14 protein-coding genes are annotated in these 22,669 nt (G+C 69.7%); 6 read left to right on the forward strand and 8 right to left on the reverse strand.

Annotation, left to right across the window (positions count from 1 at the left end):
* The first annotated feature begins 34 nt into the window (after positions 1-34).
* The 4 genes from NR810_RS38175 to NR810_RS38190 all read left to right on the forward strand — a co-directional run bounded on the left by NR810_RS38175 (position 35) and on the right by NR810_RS38190 (position 4,598).
* The gene (locus NR810_RS38175; RefSeq protein WP_257459822.1) at positions 35-964 is read left to right on the forward strand and encodes a Ppx/GppA phosphatase family protein; all 930 of its coding nucleotides are present in this window, start codon (positions 35-37) and stop codon (positions 962-964) included.
* A complete protein-coding gene (locus NR810_RS38180) occupies positions 961-2,220 on the forward strand; it encodes a spinster family MFS transporter (protein ID WP_257459824.1) in 1,260 nt (419 codons plus the stop codon). Before NR810_RS38175 ends, NR810_RS38180 begins: the two co-directional genes overlap by 4 nt.
* 128 nt (positions 2,221-2,348) lie before the next feature.
* Positions 2,349-3,419: an NADH:flavin oxidoreductase/NADH oxidase gene (locus NR810_RS38185; RefSeq protein ID WP_257459826.1), complete on the forward strand. Its 1,071-nt coding sequence runs from the start codon at positions 2,349-2,351 to the stop codon at positions 3,417-3,419.
* 78 nt (positions 3,420-3,497) lie between these two features.
* The gene (locus NR810_RS38190) at positions 3,498-4,598 is read left to right on the forward strand and encodes a Kelch repeat-containing protein (protein ID WP_257459828.1); all 1,101 of its coding nucleotides are present in this window, start codon (positions 3,498-3,500) and stop codon (positions 4,596-4,598) included.
* Here the strand turns inward: NR810_RS38190 and NR810_RS38195 are convergent.
* The 3 genes from NR810_RS38195 to NR810_RS38205 are packed head-to-tail and all read right to left on the reverse strand — an operon-like array spanning position 4,551 to position 8,989.
* Entirely contained in the window at positions 4,551-5,363 is an 813-nt protein-coding gene (locus NR810_RS38195; protein ID WP_257459830.1) for an arylamine N-acetyltransferase family protein, read from the reverse strand. The two genes, NR810_RS38190 and NR810_RS38195, sit on opposite strands and share 48 nt — an antisense overlap.
* Positions 5,363-7,621 (reverse strand): hypothetical protein, encoded by a 2,259-nt coding sequence (locus NR810_RS38200; protein WP_257459832.1) that lies wholly within the window; start codon positions 7,619-7,621, stop codon positions 5,363-5,365. The genes NR810_RS38195 and NR810_RS38200 overlap by 1 nt, the downstream gene beginning before the upstream one ends.
* 30 nt (positions 7,622-7,651) lie before the next feature.
* Complete coding sequence (locus NR810_RS38205) at positions 7,652-8,989, reverse strand: lysophospholipid acyltransferase family protein (protein ID WP_257459936.1); 1,338 nt, start codon at positions 8,987-8,989, stop codon at positions 7,652-7,654.
* Positions 8,990-9,072: 83 nt separating this feature from the next.
* Between NR810_RS38205 and NR810_RS38210 the strand changes: the two genes are divergently transcribed.
* Positions 9,073-10,452, forward strand: a complete 1,380-nt coding sequence (locus NR810_RS38210) for an amidohydrolase family protein (protein WP_257459834.1) — start codon at positions 9,073-9,075, stop codon at positions 10,450-10,452.
* Positions 10,453-10,473: 21 nt separating this feature from the next.
* Here NR810_RS38210 and NR810_RS38215 read toward each other — a convergent pair whose 3' ends face one another.
* Together NR810_RS38215 and NR810_RS38220 are read right to left on the reverse strand one after the other, a co-directional pair.
* The gene (locus NR810_RS38215; protein ID WP_257459836.1) at positions 10,474-11,568 is read right to left on the reverse strand and encodes a glycoside hydrolase family 5 protein; all 1,095 of its coding nucleotides are present in this window, start codon (positions 11,566-11,568) and stop codon (positions 10,474-10,476) included.
* A gap of 331 nt (positions 11,569-11,899) precedes the next feature.
* Positions 11,900-13,273 carry an alpha-amylase family glycosyl hydrolase gene (locus NR810_RS38220; protein ID WP_257459838.1) on the reverse strand — a complete coding sequence of 458 codons (1,374 nt, stop codon included), beginning with the start codon at positions 13,271-13,273 and terminating at the stop codon, positions 11,900-11,902.
* Between the two features lie 315 nt (positions 13,274-13,588).
* Between NR810_RS38220 and NR810_RS38225 the strand changes: the two genes are divergently transcribed.
* On the forward strand, positions 13,589-14,659 hold the full coding sequence (locus NR810_RS38225) for a glycerophosphodiester phosphodiesterase (RefSeq protein ID WP_257459840.1): 1,071 nt from the start codon (positions 13,589-13,591) through the stop codon (positions 14,657-14,659).
* 77 nt (positions 14,660-14,736) lie between these two features.
* Here the strand turns inward: NR810_RS38225 and NR810_RS38230 are convergent, their stop codons facing one another.
* The 3 genes from NR810_RS38230 to NR810_RS38240 all read right to left on the reverse strand — a co-directional run bounded on the left by NR810_RS38230 (position 14,737) and on the right by NR810_RS38240 (position 22,669).
* Entirely contained in the window at positions 14,737-15,336 is a 600-nt protein-coding gene (locus tag NR810_RS38230; RefSeq protein ID WP_257459841.1) for a LysM peptidoglycan-binding domain-containing protein, read from the reverse strand.
* Between the two features lie 281 nt (positions 15,337-15,617).
* Complete coding sequence (locus NR810_RS38235; RefSeq protein WP_257459845.1) at positions 15,618-18,689, reverse strand: POTRA domain-containing protein; 3,072 nt, start codon at positions 18,687-18,689, stop codon at positions 15,618-15,620.
* A gap of 59 nt (positions 18,690-18,748) precedes the next feature.
* A complete protein-coding gene (locus NR810_RS38240) occupies positions 18,749-22,669 on the reverse strand; it encodes a translocation/assembly module TamB domain-containing protein (RefSeq protein ID WP_257459847.1) in 3,921 nt (1,306 codons plus the stop codon).

Raw genomic sequence — 22,669 nt, forward strand, 5'->3', positions numbered from 1 at the left:
TTGGAGGCGCCACCGCGCTGAGTAGACTCGGCGGATGCCTCGTTACGCCACCATCGACGTGGGGACCAATTCGGTCCTCCTGCTCGTCGCCGACCGCCTGCCCGATGGCCGCTTCCAAGCGGTGGAGGAGCGCGCGGAGATCACCCGCCTGGGCCGCGGCGTGGACAAGAGCCGCCGCCTGTCGCCCGAGGGCATGGAGACCACACTCCAGGTGCTGTCCGACTTCGCCAGCGAGGCGCGACGCCTGGGCGCGGAGGCCATCGCCGTGTCCGCCACCAGCGCGGCGCGCGACGCGGAGAACGGCGCCGAGTTCCTCGAGGCGGCGAAGAACCGCGCCGGGGTGACGGTGGACATCATCTCGGGCGAGTTGGAGGCGCAGCTGTCCTTCACCTCGGCGTACGCGGACTTCGGGCGCGAGGCGGCCGGGCCACTGGTGGTGGTGGACATCGGCGGCGGCTCCACCGAGTTCATCTACGGTGACGCGGAGGGCCGCGTGGCCTTCCGGCACAGCTTCGACGTGGGCTCGGTGCGCATGACCGAGCGCTACGTGCGCACGGATCCGCTGACGGCCGAGGACCGGGCCCGCGTGGAGGCGCACCTGCGCGAGACGTTCTCCGCGCTGCCCCCCTGCCCTCCGGGCGCACGGCTGGTGGGCATCGCCGGCACGGTGACGACGCTCTTCACCCTCCAGCACGCCATCGACCCGTATGACTCCGCGCGCGTGCACGGCGGCACCCTCACACGCGCCGAGCTGGAGGCCCTCGCGGACAAGCTGTGCCGGTTGCCCCTGGCCGAGCGCCAGGCCCTGCCCGGCCTTCAGCCCAAGCGCGCGGACGTGATTCCCGCCGGAGCCCTCATCCTGCTCGAGGGCGTGCGCGCGCTCGGGCTCGAGCGCTGCCTCGTGAGCGATCGCGGCCTGCGCTGGGGCCTGCTCGCGCACCGCTTCGGAGCCACCCGTTCATGAGCACCCCCTCCGCCGTGGCCGCGCCCAACGCTTCCGCCCCCACCGCCGCGCGCACGAGCTACTACGCGCTGCTCATCCTCTCCCTCATCAACCTGGTCAACTACCTCGACCGGTACATCGTCACGGTCGCCCTGCCGTACATCCAGAAGGACTTCCAGCTCAACAACACCCAGTCGGGCATGCTGGGCAGCTTCTTCATCATCGTCTTCATGCTGGCCTCGCCGCTGGGCGGGTTCCTGGGAGACCGGATCCAGCGCCGCTGGCTGGTGGCCGCGGGCGTGGTGCTGTGGAGCCTGGCCACGGGGGCCTCGGGGCTGGCGACCACCTTCGCCATGCTGATGGTGGCGCGGGCCTGCGTGGGCATCGGCGAGGCGGGGTACGGCGCGGTGGCCCCGTCCATCATCTCCGACCTCTTCCCGCGCGAGCAGCGCACGCGGGTGCTGTCCTTCTTCTACATCGCCATTCCCGTGGGAGCGGCGGCGGGCTACGGGCTGGGCGGGTGGCTGAGCGAGGCCTACTCGTGGCACGTGGCCTTCTTCGTGGGCGGTGCGCCGGGCCTGGTGCTGGGCGCGATGGCCTTCTTCATGCCCGAGCCCGAGCGCGGGGCCATGGATGGGCCCGAGGCCCAGGCGAAGCTGCCCTTCCTCGTGGGCCTGAAGGGACTGGCTCGCAATACCCCCTTCTGGTGGACCACGACGGGCTACACGCTGATGACGTTCGCCATCGGCGGGCTCGCGTTCTGGCTGCCCTCCTTCCTCGTCAATGAGCGCGGATTGGCCGCGGACAAGGCGGGCTTCCTCTCCGGTGCCGTCACCGCCCTGGCGGGCCTGCTCGGGACGATGGCCGGTGGCTGGCTGGGCGACAAGATGGACCGGCGGATGCAGGGCGGCGGCCTGCGCATGTCGGGGGTGGGGCTGGTGCTCGCCGCGCCGCTCATGTTCCTGGCGGTGAAGGTGCACGCGCTCGGGCCCATGTTCGCCATCATCTTCCTGGCGCAGTTCCTCATCTTCCTCAACAGCGGCCCCATCAACGCGGCCATCGTCAACGGCGTGCCGCCCGCCTTCCGCGCCTTCGCCATGGGATTGAACGTGCTGTTCATCCACATGCTGGGGGACGCCATCTCGCCCACCGCCATCGGCAAGCTGGCCGACCTGACCACCCTGGGCTTCGCCATCGAGCTCAATGCCATCCCGGTGCTGCTGGGCGGGCTGGCCCTCCTGATGGCGGGCAAGCTGTTCAAGCACGTCACGGCGTGAGCCTCCGCGCCGGGTGTCTCCGGCGATACGGAGCGCGAGAGAAACCAGGGACATGGCCCGGGCATCCCGGTATGTCGAAACCCGAGCCGGGTCATCCCGGTCCGACGTCGACCTGCTGGAGGATCTCCATGGCCAGTGTGCTGTTCACCCCGATACAACTGCGCGGGGTGACCCTGAAGAACCGCATCGTCGTGTCACCGATGTGCCAGTACTCGAGCGAAGACGGCTTCGCCAACGACTGGCACTTCGTCCACCTGGGCACCCGGGCCGTCGGAGGCGCGGGGCTCATCATCTTCGAGGCCACGGCGGTCGAGGCCATCGGCCGCATCTCGCCGCAGGACCTCGGGCTCTGGAAGGACGAGCACATCGCACCGCTCGAGCGGATCACCCGGTTCATCCACGAGCACGGGTCCGTGGCCGGCATCCAGCTCGCGCACGCGGGGCGCAAGGCGTCCACGGCGCGTCCCTGGGAGGGCGGTGCGCCCATCGCGCCCACCGCGAAGAACGGATGGAAGCCCGTCGGGCCGAGCCCCATCCCGTTCGACCCGGAGCACACGGTGCCGGAGGCGCTCGATGAAGCGGGCATCCAGCGCGTCATCCGCGCCTTCGTCGACGCCACCGAGCGCGCGCGGGCCGCGGGCTTCCGCCAGGTGGAGATCCACGCCGCGCACGGCTACCTGCTGCACGAGTTCCTCTCGCCGCTGTCCAATCAGCGCACGGACCGCTACGGCGGCTCGTTCGAGAACCGCGTGCGGCTCACCCGCGAGGTGGTGCAGGCGGTGCGCAAGAAGTGGCCCGAGGACCTGCCCCTCTTCGTGCGCATCTCCGCCACGGACTGGGCCGAGGGGGGCTGGAACCTCGATGAGTCCGTGGCCCTCGCGAAGCTGCTGAAGCAGGACGGCGCGGATCTCATCGACTGCTCCTCGGGAGCCCTGGTGCCCGGGGTGAAGATTCCCGCCGGGCCCGGCTATCAGACGCCCTTCGCCGAGCGCATCCGCAAGGAGGCCGGCATCGCCACGGGCGCCGTGGGCTTCATCCGCGCCGCGCTCCAGGCGGACCACATCGTGCGCACGGAGCAGGCGGACCTGGTCATCCTCGCGCGCGAGTTGCTACGAGACCCGTACTGGCCCCTGCACGCGGCACGCGAGCTCCACGCGAAGGTAGCGTGGCCGCCGCAGTACGAGCGCGCACAGGACTGAGGCACGCGCATCGGCGAGCACGGGCGCACGTCACCGCCCGTGTAGCCGAAAGACCCGTGGGTGATGGAGGATGGGGGAATGTCCCCATCCGAGTCCTCCTCTTCTGGAAGAGTCCCCCATCCAGGCATCTGGCTCGAGGACTTCAGCCTGGTGGCGGTTCCTGGCGGCGCGCTCCTCGCGGGCGGAGGGGCGTGGCATCCGGATGGGATCGGTGCCGTGAACCGGCCTTCCGCTTTCGCGGCGTTCTGGGACGCCTCGAAGCGGGAGTGGCTCGAGCTGCCGCCCCTGCCCCGGCCCATGACCGACCATGCCGCGGTCCGCCTTCCGGACGGGCGCGTGCTGCTCATGGGGGGACGCCAGGCCGAAGTCGTGGAGATGAAAACCACGCTCTTCTGGGAACCGGGAGACCGGCGTTTCCATGAGGGTCCTCCGCTCCTCGTGGCACGCAGCGGGCCCATCGCCCGTCTCCTCCCAGATGGCGCGGTGCTGGTGCTGGGCTCCGACTTCGACGACGACATGGAGCGAGGAACACGGGCGGAGCTGCTGCGGCCCGGTGCGAGCGCCTGGGAGCCCGCGGGTCAAACCGTGCGGCTCTTCCACACGGGACCCGTGTGCGTGAGTGGAAACCGCGTGGTCATCGCGGGAGGCCGGGACAACGGCTTCGGCTTCGCCATCATCGACGGAGTCCACTACGCCCCACCCCTCGACCAGGCGACGGAGATCTGGGAACGCGAAAGCCTCTCATGGCGGACGGCGAGCCCCCTGACGCAGTCACGGGATGAGGCTCAGGGAGTCACGCTCTCAGACGGGCGCATCCTCGTCGTGGGCGGGTGGCACGAAGGCCAGCCCCTGACCTCCGCCGAGGTGTGGGATCCCCGAACCGAGAGCTGGAGCCCGACCGGCGAGCTCGCGCTCCCGCGCTCCGGATTCACCCTGACAGCGCTCCCCGATGGGCGCGCCGCGGTCTCTGGAGGGCTCACCGGCTCGTTCGAGAACACGGGGTCGGTGGAGATCTGGGATCCCGTCCGAGGCGAGTGGGCCCCCGGCCCCTCACTTGCCGTGCCACGCTCGGGGCACCGGGTCGTGGAAGTGGGCGGCGGAACCTTCCTGGTGGTGAGTAGCACCCGGGACTCAGCTGGCGGCCTGGAGACCACCTGGGAGACCTGGCGGCCCGCCTGATGAAACGAGGGCTCCGCGAGGGATTCCGAAGTGCTCGAGCAGGGCCCGCTCGACATCCTCCGCCGTGCCGAGCATCCGCACCTCGCGCTGTCCCGCCTCCGTGAGGATGAGCCGACTTCCGCTCAGCGTCACCCGCCCCTTGGCGGTCTTGAGCGAGCAGAGCGTGTTCTTGAGGAAGAACGAGTCGGGTGAGGTCTGGTGGTACCGGCACATCTCCGAGAACTCCTCCAACCGCCTTGGCACGCGCGAGAACGCATAGAGGAGCTTCCGCGCCCCTCCTGGTTCTTCCTGCCAGAGCAGCCAATCGCTCCCGCGCTGCTCCAGGCGGAACATCTGTCCACCCGAGGCCCACTGCCCTGGAACGAGGGGAAGCGGCTCCGCGAAGCCATCACCGAAGCCCACGTCCACGAGCCACACTCCCTCATCGAGAGCGACCTCCAGGAGGAGGTGGTCGAACTCGGGACCGGAGCACTGGATCCCGTCCGGTGACACCCGCCCGGACAGGTACGTCACCCGGAAGCCGAGGGTGCGCAGGAGCACGGCGAACAGGCCGTTCAGCTCGTAGCAGAACCCGCCGCGACGGCCCCGGACGACCTTGTCGAAGAAGGCAGCTTCATCAAGGACGATGGGGCGCCGGCTATGAATATCGAGGTTCTCGAAGGGAACGGATTCGAGGTGCCTGACGTGCAGCCCCCGCAGGGTTTCCCGCGTGGGCGTCAGCGGCCCCTCGTACCCCAATCGCTGAAGGTACAGACTGATATCCATTACCGCCCCCCTTTGCGGATGGAGACCTCCACGATGAAATCCGGGCACCGCTCCGAGCGCCCCTCCGCGCGCTCCATCATGGCGGGCCGGTCGTCTCCGGTCCATAGGCCCAGCAGATCGTAGGTCATCCACTGCGCCAGGGAGCGCGCCACCCGCTGTGCGCCCTCCCGCGACACCGTCGAGAGCGAGTCCTGTGCATCCATCAGGCCCCGCACCAGCCGCGCGGGCACCATCCAGCACTCGGCTCGCAGCGAAGGCGGAACCAGGAACAGGCAGAACGAGGACTCGCTCTGGCCGAGCAGCTCGTCCACCTGCTCCCGCGCGAGCCGGATGTTCGGCGCCCACTGCCCCGCGCCTCGCTGCTCCAGCTTCCTCGTGTGAACCAACACCGCCCGCTTCGTCGTGAGGAAGGAGTCGACCTCCACCTTCAGCACGAAGGCCAGCTCCACTCCGGCCGGTCTCGGGCTCTCCGGTGCCGGCGCTCCTTCCACCGGCTCCCGCGTCCTCCGGTACTGGAGGTCCAGCGCCAGCGGCACCGGCTGCCCCTGAGAGAGCAGGATCGACAGGTCCGAGCGGATGCTCTCCAGCTCGCGCTTCAGGTCCTCGAGCAGCCTCGTGACCAGCTGCGCCTCGTCCTCCCGGAAGTGCTCCGGGTAGCGCGCGGAGAAGTCCCGCTCCACCCGGCTGAACGCGCCCAGCAGCAGTTCCTCCAGGTCCCTGTCCCGCAGCCACGTCCGGCCCCCGCCGAGCCCCACCGTCCCCGCGGCCCTCAGGTGCCGCAGGGCTCCCGTCAGCGTCGCGGGCGTCTCCGGCTCGGGTGCCGCCTCCGGCCCGGCCGCGAGCCAGGCATTGATGGCTCGCACCCGGAACCGCACGCGCGTGGAGGGGTGCTCGCCCAGACGGCGCAACACCCTCCGGTCCGTGGAGGTCTTCACCAGCGACAGCGTCACCAGCTCCGCCTCGGCGGCCGCCGCGTCCGGCGCGCACCACAGGAAGAACTCGATCGCCGCCTTGCGCAACACCGGCTTCCTCGCGAGCCGCCGGGTCACCTCCTGCCGCCAGGCCGCCAGCTCGTCCGCTCCGGGCCGGCGCTCCGACCCCACGCGCGGCCACAGGTCCGCGCACTCCTCGGCCAGCCAGTACAGGGGCTCCGCCACCGGCAGCACCCCTACCCGCTCTCGCGCCCGGTTCCGCCGCTCGAAGGCATCCGCCGCCCCCTGCCGCAGCGCCACCCGGAAGAAGCTCTCCTCCAACCACAGCAACACGAGCGCCAGGCCCGGCTCGGCCTTGGGCTCCACGCGCTCCCAGCACTTGTCCGCCACCAGCCGGTGCCGCTCGAGATCCTTGTCCTCGTGCATGCTGGCGACCAGCGCCTGCAGCGCGCCTCGCACGCCGTCCACGGGGGCCTCGAAGTACGCCAGCAGCTCACAGAGGCTCTCGGTCACCGCCAACGGGCCTTCCCCCTCGAGATTGCCCGTCAGCAGCAGGCTCGCCCTCGCGCACCAGCGTGCCTCGCGCCGCCCGTTCGCGTAGCACCCCAGGAAGCCGCGCAGCTCACTCCGACCCTCCGGCGAGGCCACCAACTGGAAGAGCTTTTCCTCCAGCAGGTCCCGGCACTCGCGCCAGGGCATCTTCGCCGCCCGCTCCCGGATGAAACCCACCAGCTTGTCGCGGCCCTCGCGCAGGTGCGGCAGCAGCGCCCGCAACTGGTCGAGCCTCCCGATGGCGCGCCGCTCCGAGCCGAGCAGGACCTTCAGGTCCAGCTCCACGGTCTCGTTGAACCGCAGCACCCTGCCGTCGAACGTGCAGCGCACCCCCTTCACGAGGTCCACCAGCCCCTCGGGGTGGCGCTTCAAATAGCGCGTCAGGACCTTGGACAGCTCGGCATCCACCTCACGCACGAGCGGCTCGACGGCCTCTTCCTGTCCTCCGCCCTTCAGCGCCTGGACGAGCTGTTCCTGCCGCGAGATCAACCGCTGGAGCAGCTCCTTCGGCGGCTCCGAGTAGGGCCACAGCAGCTCGCCGCAGTGGGCCAGCAGGAACAGCAGCTCGCCGGGGGAGCGGGAGCCCGAGTCCAACCGGGACCAGGCGGCCGCCTGCGCCGTCTCGCGCTCGTCCAGCGTGGCCGCACGCACCCACTCGGCGAGCTGCTCCGTCCACTGGGGACGCGAGGACAGCACCGCCTCGGGCGGGGCGCCAGCCACCTGCTCGTAGAGCGCCTGGAGCGAGTCAGGCCACTTGTCGTTGCCGGGGTCCATGTCGCGGTCGGTGCCCGCCAGAGCGTGGGCTCACCGCCCTGCTACCATAGCTAATGGCGCGACGGGCTGCTCCAATCGAGGCCGGTACTCCCCCGCCAGCTGCTCCACCTCCGCCGCCAGGCGCTCCCCCTCGTTGAGCAGCAGGGCCTTCAACCGCACCCGGCTGCCCAGCGTGAAGAACACGGACACGTCCCGCAGCACCACCAGCCACCGCTCGGACAGGTACAGGGTGAGGAGCGCCAGCGGCGGCACGCCCAGCAGCACCGGCACGCCCAGCGCGGGCCCGCGCCACAGCCACGCCCCCACCGTCAGCACCGCCCACCACGTCAGCGACGTCACCAGCGCCGTGAGGAACTTCACCGTGGCCTGCACGTCCAGCTCGGCCTTCCGGCTCGCCCACCTCGGCAACAGGTACGGCACGTAGAACAGCGCGAGCCCCGTGGCGAACAGCGGCAGCCCGAACACGAGCAGCGCCAGGTTCTTCAGCACGAACCGCGCCACCGGGCCGGTCCGGTACTCCAGCATCAGGTCCGTGGGGTCTCCCCGCACCAGGGCCAGCCGCCGATGGAAGGACATCAGGTGCCCGCGCATCCGCTCGAAACGCTCGGGCTGCTCGGAGCGGAAGATCTGCAGCCCCCGCGCCCAGTGCTTCAGCCGCTCGGGGTCCACCTGCTCCTTCTGCCGGAACGCGTAGAGCTGCTCGGACAGCTGGATGAGCGGCAGATCCTCCCACTGCTCCAGGTTGAGCGTGACCGACTTCAGCCCCCCGGCGATGCGCTCGGTGAGCTTGCGCACCGACTCCACCTCGCCCGCCGCGTCCGCCGGGAGGAAGTCCCGCACCTCGATGGGCGCGCCCATCTCGATGAGCACCTCGCTGCGGAACAGGTGCTTGTCCGCGTACGTGAGGCCCACCGGGACGATGCGCACCGGCGCTCCCTGCTTCGCCGCCCCGAGCGCGATGCGCGCCGCCCCCGTCTTCAGCTCCGCCAGCGAGGGCTCCGAGTGGCTCTTTCCCTCGGGGAACAAGGTGATGGCCCGCCCCTGCACCAGCGCCCCGCGCGCCGCGTCCAGCGTCCCCTCGTTCTTCCCCATCTGCGAGGGGTCGTCCTGCTTGCGGTACACCGGCAGTGCGCCCAGCCCCTTCAGCAGCCAGCCGATGACAGGAATCCGGAAGAGAGGCTCCTTGGCCAGGAACGTCACGTGCCGGCGCGTGAGGATGAAGACCAGCGCCGGGTCGATGAGTCCATTGGGGTGGTTGCCCACGAAGATGACCGGGCCCTCGGGCTCGGCCGAGGGGGCATTCACCTTCACCCGGTAGAAGAGCCGAAGCGCCAGGGCCACGACCGCACGCACGATGCCGTAGAACACGCGCGCAGTGTACACCGGGGCGGCATTCGAGCATTGCACGAGGAGTGCGAGGTGGACATCCTGGCCGCATGGTTGCTTCCCCGATGACCCCTCTCATCCGCGCCCGGGTGGGTGCCCTCGCGGCGCTCGTCCTCCACGCGGCCCTTGGTTGTGCCCATACACCGGCCCCGGTCTCACCTCCCTCCGTGTTCGTCCTGGATGGCGCCCGTGTCTTCGACGGCGAGGCCCTGAGCAGTGGCCCGGCAACGGTGGTGATCGAGGGCGAACGCATTCGTGCCGTCGGCCCGCGTGGCTCGATCCAGGTTCCAGCCAAAGCACAGGTGCTCGACTACTCCGGCAAGACGATCATCCCGGGGCTGATCTCGGCCCACTCCCACGTCGGCAACGTCTCGGGCGTGGAGACGGGGCGGCGCTTCTACACCCGCGAGAACGTCTCCCGGCAGTTGGCCCGGTATCTCGACTACGGCGTGACGACCATCAATTCACTGGGCCTCAACCCGCCCCTGTTCTACACGCTGCGGCGGGAGCTGAGCCGCAACACCAGCGGCGCGGACCTCCATGGCGCCGGGCCCGGTATTGGCGCTCCACTGGGCGCGCCACCGGCGCGCGGCATGGGTCTCGAGGACGACCAGGTCGCTCGTCCCGAGACGGCCGAGGCCGCCCGCGAGGCGGTGCGCGACATGGCCGCGCAAGGCGTGGACATGGTGAAGCTCTGGGTCGACAGCATGAATGGCGGGCTGCCCAAGCTGAGCCCCGAGATCTACCGCGCGGCGATCGACGAGGCCCATCGCCACGGCCTGCGGGCCGCCGCCCACATCCACGACCTGGAAGACGCCAAGGCGGTGGTCGAAGCGGGGGTGGATGTGATTGCCCACGGGGTGAGGGATCAGCCGGTGGACGACGCCTTCATCCAGGCCATGAAGGCACGCGGTGTCTGGTACATCCCCACCCTCAACCTGGACGAGGCGAACTACATCTACGCCGAGCACCCCGCCTGGATGGACGAGCCCTTCTTCCGCGCCGCGGTGGACCCGGCCCTGCGAAGCCGTTTCGATTCACCCGAGTGGCGGCGCGAGACGCTCGCCAGCCAGGCAGCGGAGAAAGCACGGAGGGCGGTGACGCTCAATCTGGAGAACCTGAGCACCCTGCACCGGGCGGGCGTGAAGCTCGGCTTCGGCACCGACTCTGGCGCGCTGCCCCAGCGCATTCCCGGCTTCGCCGAGCACCGCGAGCTCGAGCTGATGACCCAGGCCGGCCTGACACCGGCCCAGGCCCTGCGCGTGGCGACGCGCGACTCGGCCGAGCTGTTGGGCTTGAAGGACCAGGGCTCGATCGCCCCGGGCCAGGTGGCGGATCTGGTGGTGCTGGATTCCGACCCGACCCAGGACATCCGCAACACCCGGAGCATCTCCGCCGTCTGGCGGCGAGGCGTCCGGGTGCGCGGGCCGGTGACTCCCGAGTAGACCGTCCCCGGGAGCCCCGCCCTACTGAAGCAGCTTCTGCTTGATGAAGGCGCCCGACGGGGTCAGCGCCGAGTCCGGCCAGGGGCCGGTGGTGCTCGAGCCAGGCTTGAGCGCCGAGGCGGTCTCGGGCTTGTCGAAGAGCGACCAGTTGGCCCAGCTCAGCTTGCGGCTGTTCAGGAAATCCATCCAGAGCTGGGACTCGGCCAGGTCGAGCCCACCATTCCCAGACGCGTCGCAAGTGCCAAACTCGGTCACGAACAGGGCAATGCCCTTGTTCAAGGCATACGTGGCCTTGTCCCGCAAGAACTGCCTGTGCGTGCCCGCGTAGAAATGAAGGGTGTAGGCCACGTTGGAGTACTGCGTGATCGGGCTATCGGCGGCCACGTTCACGTCCTGCGACCAGGTCGGCGTGCCCACCACCACCACGTTGTTGGCACCCGTGGCCCGGATGGCACCGATGACCTCCAGGGCGTAGCTCTTTATCTCGCCCCAGGACTCGCCGTCCGGCTCATTGAAGATCTCGAAGATGACGTTGGGCTTGTTCCCGTAGAGCTGCGCCATCTCGGTGAAGAAGGCCTTGGCCTGCTGGGTGTGTTGGGTGGCGTTGTGATCATGCCAGTCGATGATCACATAGATGCCCTTGGCGATGGCCGCGTTGACGACAGTCTTCACCCGCTCCTTCTCGGCCGTCGGGTTGGTGAGATAGCCGCCGTTCTCCACCGCCATCGCGGCGCGGACGACAGAGACCTTCCAGCCATCCGCCAGTGAGTTGACGACGGACGCGTTGTAGAAGGCGCCGCCCCACTGGCTCCAGAAGAGGCTCATGCCCTTGAGCTGGACCTGTGCTCCGTGCTGGTCCTGAAGCTGGTTGCCCACGATCTTGAGTTGACCGTGCAGGCCCACGGGTGAAGCCTGATCGACCGCCCCGTCCCCCGGGTTCTGCGTCCCATTCCCTGGGTTCTGCGTCCCGTCTGCCGGGGTCTGGCGGTCCGGGTTCTCCACCGGCGGCTCGGGTTGGACCTGCGGGTCACCACACCCACTCAGCAGCGCCGCCAGGCACAGGCCACGCAACCACGCCAGCTCCGGCAACAACCCCAAAAATGAATTCCTTTTCACTTTGTCCTCCAGCGGAATGACAAACACATCCACCGAATCGCTACGGAAGAGCCACGCCCCCTGGGGATGCCTTGATTCCTAACATGGGCCACCAGAACCATCAACGACTGTTCAGGAAACCTTGACGTCGATCGCCGATGGATATTTTCGCTCGGGATTCAGCCTGGCGACGGTCACCGCATGTCTTTCTTTGAGTGCGAGAAGACAGGAGTCCCGCTCCGGGGTGTGGGAGCAGGACTCCTGTAGGGGCCACTGTCTGGAGATGAAACCGGGCGCTCAGACCCTGAGGGCCTCCATGACTTCGTCGTACTGCCCGCCGCTCCCGGTGGGCTCACGCCCGGCGCAGCACCCGGCCCCAAGCGGGAGGCAACGCCCCGAGCTGGAGACGCCCTCCGCGCAGCGGGAACCGGCGCCCGGGTTCCAGGAGATCGATCCACTCGCCATCCGGTGCGCCCGTCATGGGCACGTCCATCTCCGCGGGAGCCGGGGCGGCGTTCACCGCCACCACGAGGGACTCGCGCCCGCCCTCCCGTGCGAAGGCCAGTTGCTCGGAGCGGACCACCAGCTCGCGGTAGCTCCCGCGCCGCAGGAGCTCCTGCTGGTGCCGGAGCGTGGTGAGGCGGGTGAGCGTCTCGCGCAGGGGGCTCGCCGGGCCTGGCGGTTCGGGCAGGACGGGCCGGAGGGGCCGGTCGTCACCGCCCTCCTTGCGCCCGGTCTGCCCCCACTCACCGCCGTAATAGAGGGACGGCACGCCGGGGAGCGTGAAGAGCAGCAGGTAGAGCAGCGGGAGGTGGCGGGACTCCTTCAGCAGGCTCGCCGCCCGGTTCACGTCGTGGTTGTCCGCGAAGGTGTAGAGCGTCAGGTGCTCGTACATCCCGCTCGGGCCGACCTGCCGCTTCAGGGCATGGGCCAGCTCGAAGTAGTTCTTGTCGTTGTGACTCGACCACAGCGCCTTCCACAACGAGTAGTCCGTGGTGGAGTGCAGCCTCCCCGGCCGGGCCCACTGGCGGTAGTCGCCGTGGATGACCTCGCCCATCAGCCAGAGGTCTCGAGGGAGCCCCCGGCAGAAGGCGGCGAGCGCATCGAAGAACACGGGGTCCATGGCGTCCGCGGCATCGAGGCGCAGGCCGTCGATCTTGAAGCGCTCCACCCAGAAGGCCACGGCGTCGAAGAGGTGCTGGCGAACTCCCTCCTCACGGAGGTTCAGCTTCACCAGGTCCTCCACTCCGTGCCAGCCCTCGTACACGAAGGGGTCTCCGAAGCGGTTGCGTGCATCGAAGCGCAGGCCCGAGAACCACGCCTTGTACGCCGAGGAGGGCCCCTTCTCCCGCAGATCCTTGAAGGCCCAGAAGGCCCGGCCCACGTGGTTGAAGACCGCGTCGAGCACCACCCGCATCCCCCGCGCATGCAGCTCGTCCACCAGGCGAACGAGCGTGCCCTCCTCCCCCAGGCGCCGGTCCACCCGGAAGTAGTCCGCGGTGTCGTAGCCGTGTGAGGAGGACTCGAAGACCGGGCCCAGGTAGACGGCGGTGACGCCCAGGGCCTTCCAGGAGTCGAGCCAGGGCAGGAGCCGGTCCAGCCGGGCCACGGGCGCGCTCTGGAAGTCATTGGTGGCGGGCGCGCCACAGGCCCCCAGCGGGTACACGTGGTAGAAGATCGCGTCGCGCACCCAGGCGGGCGGAGGAGACTCGGGAGGTCCGTGCATTGTCCGAACGGATGTGCACTCCGAGTCCGGGTCTCAAGCTTGCCCGGTGTGCCCCATGCCCGGGTCCGGAGCGAGCGGGAAGGCAGCCGCCGGACAAGGCGTCAAGCCGCCTCCAGCGTCTTTTGACGCCGTGTTTCCCCAACGTTCACCGTTCCGCCATCTGCTAAGTGCTACCTGCCGCGCCCCAGGACGCATGCGTCCCCCCACAAGGAGACTCTCCTGTACCCGACCTTCGCCCAGCCGCTCCGCTCCTCCTTCCGTCGTGCCCTTCGACTGTCGTCCGTGCTGCCCCTCGCGGCGGCATGCGCCCTCGTCATGACCGGCTGTGAAGAGGAGCCCAAGCCCACCCCCGAGCCCGTCACCAAGGCGCTCGTGGTCGGCCACCGAGGCGCCAGCGCGCTGCGGCCCGAGCACACGCTGGAGGCCTACCGCAAGGCCGTCCAGGACGGCGCGGACATCATCGAGCCGGATCTCGTGTCCACGAAGGACGGCGTGCTCGTGGCCCGTCACGAGAACGAGATCTCCGGCACCACGAACGTGGAGCAGGTGGCGAAGTTCGCGGACCGCAAGAAGACGAAGATGATCGACGGCCAGCCGCTCACCGGCTGGTTCACCGAGGATTTCACGCTCGCCGAGCTCAAGGAGCTGCGTGCGCGTGAGCGCATCCCCGCCTCCCGCCCCGGCAACACGCAGTATGACGGTCAGTTCGAGGTCCCCACGCTGGCCGAGGTGATCGCGCTGGCCAAGGAGCTGTCGGCCCAGACCGGCCGCACGATCCACCTCTATCCGGAGACCAAGCACCCGACGTACTTCCAGTCCATTGGTCTCGCGCTGGAGGATCGGCTGATCACCGAGCTGAAGAAGGACGAGTTCACCGCGAGCAAGGCCACCGTCTACATCCAGTCCTTCGAGGTCGCGAACCTGAAGGAGATCCGCGAGAAGATCGGCAACTCGCAGCCGAACTGGAAGCTGGTGCAGCTGATGGAGGAGGAGACGCGGAAGCCCTACGACTTCGTCAAGTCGGGCGACTCGCGCACCTACGCCGATCTCATGACGGAGGCGGGCATGAAGGAGATCGCCACCTATGCCAACGGCGTCGGGCCCTACAAGCTGAGCATCATCAACGTGGACAGCTCGGGTGCGTTCCAGCAGCCGACGGCGCTCGTGCGCAACGCGCACGCGGCGGGCCTGGTGGTGTTCCCGTACACCTTCCGCCCGGAGAACGCCTTCCTGCCCACGCCGCTCAAGGTGGAGGGTCCGGCCAGCACGCATCATGCGGCCGGCTCCATCAAGGAGATCCAGGCGTATCTCGACGCCGGCATCGACGGCTTCTTCACCGACGATCCCGCGGTGGGCCGTCAGGCGGTGGATACGTACAAGCGCTGAGCCACGAAGAGCGTGGTGGGCTCTCGCGCACTGCTCGCGTGGGAGCCCTCCCCCGTCCGGTCCGCGGCATCGGCCGGTCAGTAGCCCACGTAGGCCCCGCCCTCGTTGAGCGACTTGATGCCGGGCACGTTGGACACCGAGCCGTAGCGATCCACCGCGTACCGCACGGCCGCGATGATGTTGTCCACGGGGTTGCGGATGTCGTCGTGGCCCGGGAGCTTGTGCGCGTCGAACGTCGGCTGGATGGTCTGCATCAGGCCGATGGACGGAGTGCCCTTCTTGGCGTTGTCGTCCCAGTTGTTCTGCGCGTTCGGGTCACCGCTGGACTCGTGGTGGATGATGGTGGCGATGTCCTTCGCGTTCATCTTGTCCGCCGGCACACCCGCCGCGCTCAGGGCCTGCGTGGCCTGCTTGATCCAGTCGCCCACCTGCCCCGGGGGCACATCGCCCACCGGCGCGCTGCCCTGGGTGCCCTTCGTCGACGAGGCGTTCTTGCTCCCGGTGGGCGACGGGATGAACTCGTCCTTGCTGCCCGGGATGTTGAGCTTCGCGCCCGCGTAGATGAGGTTGGCGTCCTTGATCTGAGAGTTCGCCTTCACCAACGAGTCGACGCTGGTGTTGTAGCGCTGCGCGATCTTGCTCAGCGTGTCTCCGGACTTGATGCTGTAGCTGCCCATGGACGGTTCCCTCGAATGTAAGTGCCGTGCGCAGGGCTAGAGCAGAAGGTGTGCCAGGGCCGCCATCCACCCACCTGTGCCCAGAAGCCCTTGATTTCACTCATCCCGCCCCGGTCCCAGCCGCATCCTGATGACGGCCGTCACCACTTCGCGCCGGTTGCCCCTGGTGACTGCTGTCCCCCTGGTGACTGATGTCACCACCCTTGGGAGGGTCGCCCGGGGGTTCAACCTGGGAGGCTCGATACCCTCACCCCGTCCCTCTCCCAGAGGGAGAGGGGTGGTTAGAACGCGCCGATGCTGAAGTGGAACTGCACCGTGGGCTCGTTGAGCGTCTCGTCCGGATCCAGGTTCACGCCCACGTCGAAGGACAGTGGACCCACCGGCGTCTGGTAGCGCATCCCCGCCCCCGTCGAGTAGCGCAGGGAGAGGAATTCGTACTTCTTCCGGTCCAGCCAGAGATTGCCCGCCTCCAGGAAGAGGCCCACGTCGAACGAGGACACCACCGGAATCCGCAGCTCCCCCTTCGCCAGGGTGAACAGCTCGCCACCCTCGCTCGTGGGCGCCTGGCCCGCGAGGATCGTCAGCAGATCCGTGTTGCAGCCCGCCGGATGCATGAGCGAGCGGCAGTCCGCCACCTGCTGCCGCAACTCCGTGCGCCGGTCCTCCCCCAGGATTCCGTCCTCCCGGAAGCCTCGCAGGCTCGAGGAGCCACCCAGGAAGAAGCGCTTGGAGCCGATGACCTGCGCTTCGTCCTCCAGCGGGATGACCGTGCCACCCCGCACCGACAGCGCCAGCACCGCCCTCGATGTCAGCGGCGCGTACACGCTCACGTTCCCAGACACCTTCAGCCCGTTGATGGGCAGGGGTGTCCGTGGCTCGCCCGTGATGGTGGTCGGCCGCGAGCTCAGGGCCCTCATCCACTCGGCGCTGGTGGACACCAGCAGGCCCTTGTGCGGATTGGCCGGATCGTCCCGCAGGTCCACCGCGGCCGACGAGCGCACCGAGTTCAAGATGAAGAAGCCATAGGGGAAGCGCAGCCGCTCCTGGTCCGCGCGGCTCGGCGCGGTGAGGGGCCGATCTCCCGCCTCCAGCAGGTTGCCCTCCAGCTCGTACTGCACCCCCAGGCTCAGCCAGCGCGTCACCGTCCAGTCCAGGCCCGTCACCGCCGCGGCTCGGGTGGACAGGTACGAGGGCCGGTGCACGCGCTCGCCGATCAGATCCACCCGCGCGCCCACCTCCAGGGGCCGCAGGCCGTAGAGCCGCGGCTGCACCGCCGACAGCACGGCGCGCCCACCGAAGTCACTCACCCAGTCGTAGGTACCGGGCGTCTGGCACTCCTCCGGCGCCGCCGCGCACCGGGCTCGCTCCAGGCTGGCCTTGTCCGCCCCCTGCGCGCTCCACCCCGCGTAGTTGAGCTTCAACCGGGCCGACAGGTTGAGGCCGCGCTTGTCCACGTTGGGCCGCGCCAGGTCCAGCACCAGGCGAGGGCCTTCCGCCAGGAAGTACCCACCCGCGACCTCGCCCTCCCACCGTGGGCGCTCGCGCACCTCCACCACCACGTCCTTGCTGGCCTCCGGCACGTCCGGCTTCTCCAGCCGCACCGTCACCTGCCGGAAGATGTTGAGGAGCGCGAGCCGGCGCTGGCTCTCGAAGAGCTTCTCCGGATCCAACACCTCGTCCTCCGCCAGGCGCACCGTGGCCCGCACCACTTCCTCGTGGGTGCGCTCCGCGCCGCGGATGAGGATGCGGCCCACCGTCACCCGGGGTCCCGGCTCCAGCTTGTAGACGATGTCCATGCCCTCGCCCGCGGGTCGCGGATCCGCGTCCACCCGGGCGAAGAGGTAGCCCTTGCGTCCCAGCTCCGTGGTGAGCGCCTGCCGCCCGCGCTCCACCTCATCCAGGTTCAGCGGCTCACCCCGCTTCACCGGCACCAGCTTCTGGCCGTCGAAGCCCTGGGGCCCACCCTCGATGCGCACCTCGGCCACGCGCCGCTGCGTGCCCTCGTCCACGTCGAACACGGCCACCGCCGTGCGCCGCTCCACGTTCACCCTCAGCCGGGTGAAGCTCACCCGCGCCGCCAGGAAGCCCCGCTCGCGGTACGCCTCCGTCATCGACTCCGCGGCGTCCCGCCAGGCCTCCTCGACGAAGACGGTGGCGGGATTGCTCACCCACTCGGGCGGCTTCGGGGAACGGCCGCGCAGCCCCGGTGGCCCCCGCTCCTCCGCCTGGAGCGGCGGCCCCTCGGGCTGGGGCGTGTTGGCGCGGATGCGCTCGGCGAGCATCTCGCGCAGCGTCTCGCTGGAGAGCACCTTGTTGCCCCGGAACCGCACCTGCCGCACGCGCAGCGGGTGGCCCTCCTCGATGTCGAAGGCGAGCACGGCCCGCTCCCCGTCCGGGCGGTGCACCTCGCGCGTCTCCACGTGCACGTCGTTGAAGCCCCGGTAGCGGTAGAAGGACTCGAGCTGCCGCGCCAGCCGGGCCACCGTCGCCGCGTCCAGCGGCTCCGAGCCGTCATAGGCCAGCATGCGCTCCAGCACGGCGTCCTCGAAGCGGTGGTTGCCGTGGAAGTGGAAGCGGAAGCGGGGCCCGGCGGAGATGGGCACCAGCACCGTCGCCACCTCGCCCTCCTCCTGGAGCACGGGAGCTCCCACGTTGGCCCGCCAGTAACCCCGCTCGCGCAGCAGCGTCCGCAGCCGCTCCAGTCCGGACTTCAGGCCTCCGCTGTCCAGCACGCCGCCCACCCGCAGCCCCAGCGTGGAGAGCAGCTCGGACAGCGGCAACCCGGGGCTCCCCGTCACCGTGACGGAGGCCACCCGCGTGGGCGTCCCCTCGAACACGGTGAACACCAACGACACGCCCCCGGGCACCGCCTCGCGCGTGAGCTGGATGCTCGCCTTGTTGTAGCCCTGGCCCTGGTACTCCTGCTCCAGGCCCTTCAGGGCCTCCCGCAGCGCATCCTCGTCGAGCCGCCGGCCCTTCGCGATGCCATTCTCGCGCAGCACCGCCAGCAGCGCCTCGTCGCTCAGGACGACGTTGCCCTCCACCGCGAGTTGGAGGATGGGCTGCATGGGCGTGAGCTCGAACACCACACGCACCCCGCCGGGCACGTCCACCGTGCGCACCACGATGTCGGCGAAGCGCCCGCTGATCCACAGCCGCTCCACCGAGCGCCGCACGGCGCGGGGCGACAGCGCCTGCCCCTTGCGCACCGCCACCAGCTCGACGAGCCCCGCCGAGTCCACGCCCGCGGGCAGGTGCAGCTCCACCGAGTCCACGATGGGCGCGCGCGGCGGCTGAGGGACCTCGGGCCGCACCACGAGCCCCGGCGCCTCGGCGGCCTTCGCCGGCTCCACCCGCTTCTCCGGTGGCTGGGCCAGCGCCGCGCCCGCCAACAACAGGGCGAGCGCGAACGCTACTGGGACTCCCAGCTCAGTTTGAGCTCGATCCCAGGGTTGCCCAACGCGGTCTCGCTGTTCTCGTTGTCCCACTGGCCCTGCAAGGAGAGGCGGTTGTCGAAATGGTACTCGGCACGCGCCCGAGTCCCGCGTCCGCTGACGGGTTGCGTCAATCCAATCTTAAGCCGCTCCGTGAGGAACTTCGACTCCAACCGAGCGGTCGGCTCCGCCTGCTGTGTGGCGTCGTTGTAGGTGGTGGAGATCTGCAGGGACAGGTCCTTGAGGACCGGGTTGTTGGGGATGAAGCGTTGTACCTGCCGGTCCAACCCGGACATGTTGAAGAAGGCCTCGGCGGCCAGACCGGCGCTGGCGGAGGCCGCGGTCTCCTTGTCCGTGCTCGTCAGACCCAGCGTGAGGAGCGACACCAGGTCACCCTCGGGCAGCGCCGGCTCCGAGGTGAGGAGCACCTGGGGAGCGGCCGGGCGGCCGAAGGCGTGCAGTTTCACCTGGTACTCGCGCACCTGGGCCTGGGCGCGCAGGTCGAAGACGGGGTCGATGCCGTAGCGGTCCTGGAATTCGATCTGCCCGCGGGTGACGGTGAACTGGTTGTTGCGGAAGAAGGCCTGGCTGCTCTCGGCGGTCTCCACCGTGCCGAGGACGCCCAGGCGCGCGTTGGTCCCGGTGACCCGCAGCGAGCCGATGAGCCGCGCGCGGGCCAGGTTGTTGTCCACGCGCACGTCGCCCAGGTGCACGCCGATGTCGAGGGTGAGGTACTCGCGGGGCTTCTCCGCGGGGGTGGGCAGCACGGTGCGCCGGGAGAGACGCTTGAGGATGTCATCCAGCTCCAGGCCCCGGCGGTAGCGCAGGTTGCGGATGTCCAGCGCGCCGCCCAGCCGCAGCGCGTCCGGGTGGCCGGTGAGCCACAGCTGCCCGGTGGTGTTGAAGGGCAGGTCTTCGTGGAAGCGCGTGGCCACGTCGGTGAGGGAGACATTCACCTGCACCTCCGCGGGCTGGAAGTCGTTCAGCGCCACCTGGCCGCCGACCTGCACCCGGCCATCGTTGAGCGTCCCCTGCAGCTCCTCCACGAGGATGCGCTGGGTGGTGAACTCCACCCGTCCGTTCAGCCCGCGAGCCGACACCGGCTGGTCCCTCAGGGACAGCTTCGCGTCCAGGAGGTGGAGCGTGCCCACGAGCGAGGGTTTGCGCGGGCTGCCATTGGCCACGGCGTTGAGCTCCAGGCGGCCACCGGTGCGTACCAGCATGGGCGAGAGGGACTCGAGCAGACCCAGGTCCATGGAGCCGCGCAGGTAGAGCTGCATCTGTTCGAGGCCCACCCAGCCCTGCGCGGACAGCTCGGTCTCCGGACCCCGGAAGGTGAAGGAGGGCACGTCCAGCCGCCCCTTCGCGAAGCTCAGCGTGATGGGTCCGTCGTTGGCCCCGGAGAGCTGCCCGCGAGACAGGGTGAGCCGCTCCACCGTGGCGTCCATCTGGATGGCCTGCGCATCGAGCAGCGCGCCCTGGGCCTTCACCACGGCCTTGACCGAACCGGACAGCTCCTGGGTGAAGGCATTGGCGGGCAGCAGCGGGCGGATCTCCGGCAGCTCCAGCGTCACGGCGGCCTCGAAGGGATACGGCTCCTTCACGCGCATGAAGAGGATGCCGCTCGTGTCGCGCGAGGGCCGGCCCGCCACCTGCAAGTCACGCCCCGACAGAAGCGCCTCGAGGCCCATGTTGCCCAGGTCGCGGTTGGCGAACGTCACCTTCGGGCCCCACACCCGGGCCCTCGTCACCGGCAGGTCCGTGTCGCCCGACACCGTGCCTTCCATCTCCAACAGGCCACTCACGCCCAGGCGCTCCGAGTCCGGGCCGACGAGCTCCGCCAGGGACAGGTTGTCGCCACCGAAGCGGTAGTCCAGCTTGCCCTTGTCGGGTCCGGAGAAGAAGAAGGAGCCATCCACCCAGGTGCGGCCCAGCCGGCCCTCCAGCACCGTGCGCTCCAGCACCATGGCCTTGCCATCGTCGAAGCGCAGCCGTGCCGAGCCGTCGCCCATGTGCCGCCCGTAGTAGGTGGTGTTCTTGAAGTCGAAGGCCACCAGCCCCTCGAACTGGTCGATGGGACTGTCGATCTCCACCCGCCCCGAGGCCTCGCCCACCAGCGGCCCCTGCATGACGGAGATGGTGGAGTGCAGACCGGCGATGATGTCGATCAGGTCCTCGGTGCGGCCCCTGGGCACCTCCACCTCGGCCCGCGCGTGCAGCGAGCGCCCGAAGGTGAGCGCCGCGTTGCCGAAGTACTGGGTGCGCCCCTTCTGCCCCGTGAGCGTGGGGAAGCCCAGCACCTTGTCCGCGTACGCCACCTTGCCCTGCACCACGCCCAGGTTGAAGCCCCAGAACTCGAAGTCGCGCAGCGACAGGCTCGCGCCGATCTTCACGTCCGTATACGGGCCCTCGATGGTGGTGCTCATCGAGCCGCGTCCCGCCCACTCGAGCTCCGCGATGTGGCCGAAGTCCGACAGGTCCACGTCGCCGCGAACGTCCGCCAGCAGGCCCCTTTGCACGTCGTAGAAGAGCGTCACCTCGCCACCGATGCGGGAGCGGCCCGAGTCGAGCTGCACATCGGAGAAGGAGACGCGGTCCCCCAGCAGCGACACGCGCGTCATCACGTGGCCCCGCTCGAAGGTGAGCAGGGTGCGCCCGCTGGCCGGAGGCGCGTCGAAGGCGCGCGTGGCCAGCACGAAGCGGCCGGTGCGCAAGTCCACGTTGCCCGATAGGTTGAGCTTCGGCAGCAGCGTGCCGCTCAGGTGCGCCTTCGCGTTGGCGGGGAAGTCCACCCAGGAGCCCGTCAGCCCGGCCTTCTCCAGGATGAGGCCGAAGGACGCGTCGTGGGTCTCCAGGTCCACCTCCACCGGCAGCCCCGGCCCCAGCCCGATGGTGCCGGAGACACGCGCGTCCCCCGAGCCGATGGGCAGCGTGAGCTCCTCCACCGTCACCACGTCCCCGGCATACGCCAGCCGCGCCGTGAGGGAGCCCGGGGTGAAGTTCCCGTAGGCGAGCCCGCTGCCGGACAGCTCCAGCGACACGCTGGGCGCCGCCGGGCGGCCATTCACCGTCAGGCGCGACCAGAGGTGCCCGTTGGCGGATTTGGGCAACAACCCCGACTGCGACAGCGTCCGCAGCGGCAGGAACACCTGGGCGTCCATGGCGAGCACCGGATCGCACAGCTGCTCCACCCGGCCGGAGATGTTCACCGTCACGTCGTCCAGCGACACCTCCGCGCGGTCCACCTCCAGCAGCTCCTCGTCCACGTCCAGCCCGCCCGAGAGCGCCAGCCGCCCGAGGGCGAGCTCCTGTCCCGGTCCCAGCCGCACCAGGCCGCGCCGGGCCTCCACCTCGAACTCCTCCTCGCCCCAGCGCTCGCGCACGCTCACGTCCAGCTCGGACACCTCCACCTGCCGGCCACCGGGCAGCAGCAGCCGCACCTCCGCGCCGGTGATGGCCAGCCGCGAGAGGATGAGCCGCCGCAGCGGTTGCAGCGGGCACACGCCCGGCTCGCCCGAGGGAGTCCTCGGACGGGACAGGTCCAGCGCGAGCCGCGGCCGGAGCACCCGCACCATGTCGATGGAGACCTTGCCGGAGATGGGATGGGGCAGACCGAGCTGCACCTCGGCCGAGTCCGCGGCGAGCAGCGGCGTGTCCGAGCCCTTCTCGAAGACGGACAGCCCGCGGAGGATGACGCGCTGGCCGAGCGGATCCACCTCACACTGGCCGATGCCCACCTCGAGTCCGAGCAGCGCGGGGAGCTGGCGCCGGGCCTGGGTGCACAACCCGTCCCAGACGGTGCGCGTACGGAAGGCCATCACCGTCCCCAGCACGAGGGCGAGGACGATGAGCCACAGCGGCGCCTTGCGCGCGCCCTGCTGCCTGTTCCGTGGAGCCAA

It is taken from the genome of Archangium lipolyticum (assembly GCF_024623785.1).
GTDB classification, from domain to species: domain Bacteria; phylum Myxococcota; class Myxococcia; order Myxococcales; family Myxococcaceae; genus Archangium; species Archangium lipolyticum.

Excerpts from the sequence above, each read along its gene's own strand:
- NR810_RS38175 (WP_257459822.1), top strand. The coding sequence starts at position 35 with ATGCCTCGTTACGCCACCATCGACGTGGGGACCAATTCGGTCCTCCTG.
- NR810_RS38180 (WP_257459824.1), top strand. The coding sequence starts at position 961 with ATGAGCACCCCCTCCGCCGTGGCCGCGCCCAACGCTTCCGCCCCCACC.
- NR810_RS38185 (WP_257459826.1), top strand. The coding sequence starts at position 2,349 with ATGGCCAGTGTGCTGTTCACCCCGATACAACTGCGCGGGGTGACCCTG.
- NR810_RS38190 (WP_257459828.1), top strand. The coding sequence starts at position 3,498 with ATGTCCCCATCCGAGTCCTCCTCTTCTGGAAGAGTCCCCCATCCAGGC.
- NR810_RS38195 (WP_257459830.1), bottom strand. The coding sequence starts at position 5,363 with ATGGATATCAGTCTGTACCTTCAGCGATTGGGGTACGAGGGGCCGCTG.
- NR810_RS38200 (WP_257459832.1), bottom strand. The coding sequence starts at position 7,621 with ATGGACCCCGGCAACGACAAGTGGCCTGACTCGCTCCAGGCGCTCTAC.
- NR810_RS38210 (WP_257459834.1), top strand. The coding sequence starts at position 9,073 with ATGACCCCTCTCATCCGCGCCCGGGTGGGTGCCCTCGCGGCGCTCGTC.
- NR810_RS38220 (WP_257459838.1), bottom strand. The coding sequence starts at position 13,273 with ATGCACGGACCTCCCGAGTCTCCTCCGCCCGCCTGGGTGCGCGACGCG.
- NR810_RS38225 (WP_257459840.1), top strand. The coding sequence starts at position 13,589 with ATGACCGGCTGTGAAGAGGAGCCCAAGCCCACCCCCGAGCCCGTCACC.
- NR810_RS38230 (WP_257459841.1), bottom strand. The coding sequence starts at position 15,336 with ATGGGCAGCTACAGCATCAAGTCCGGAGACACGCTGAGCAAGATCGCG.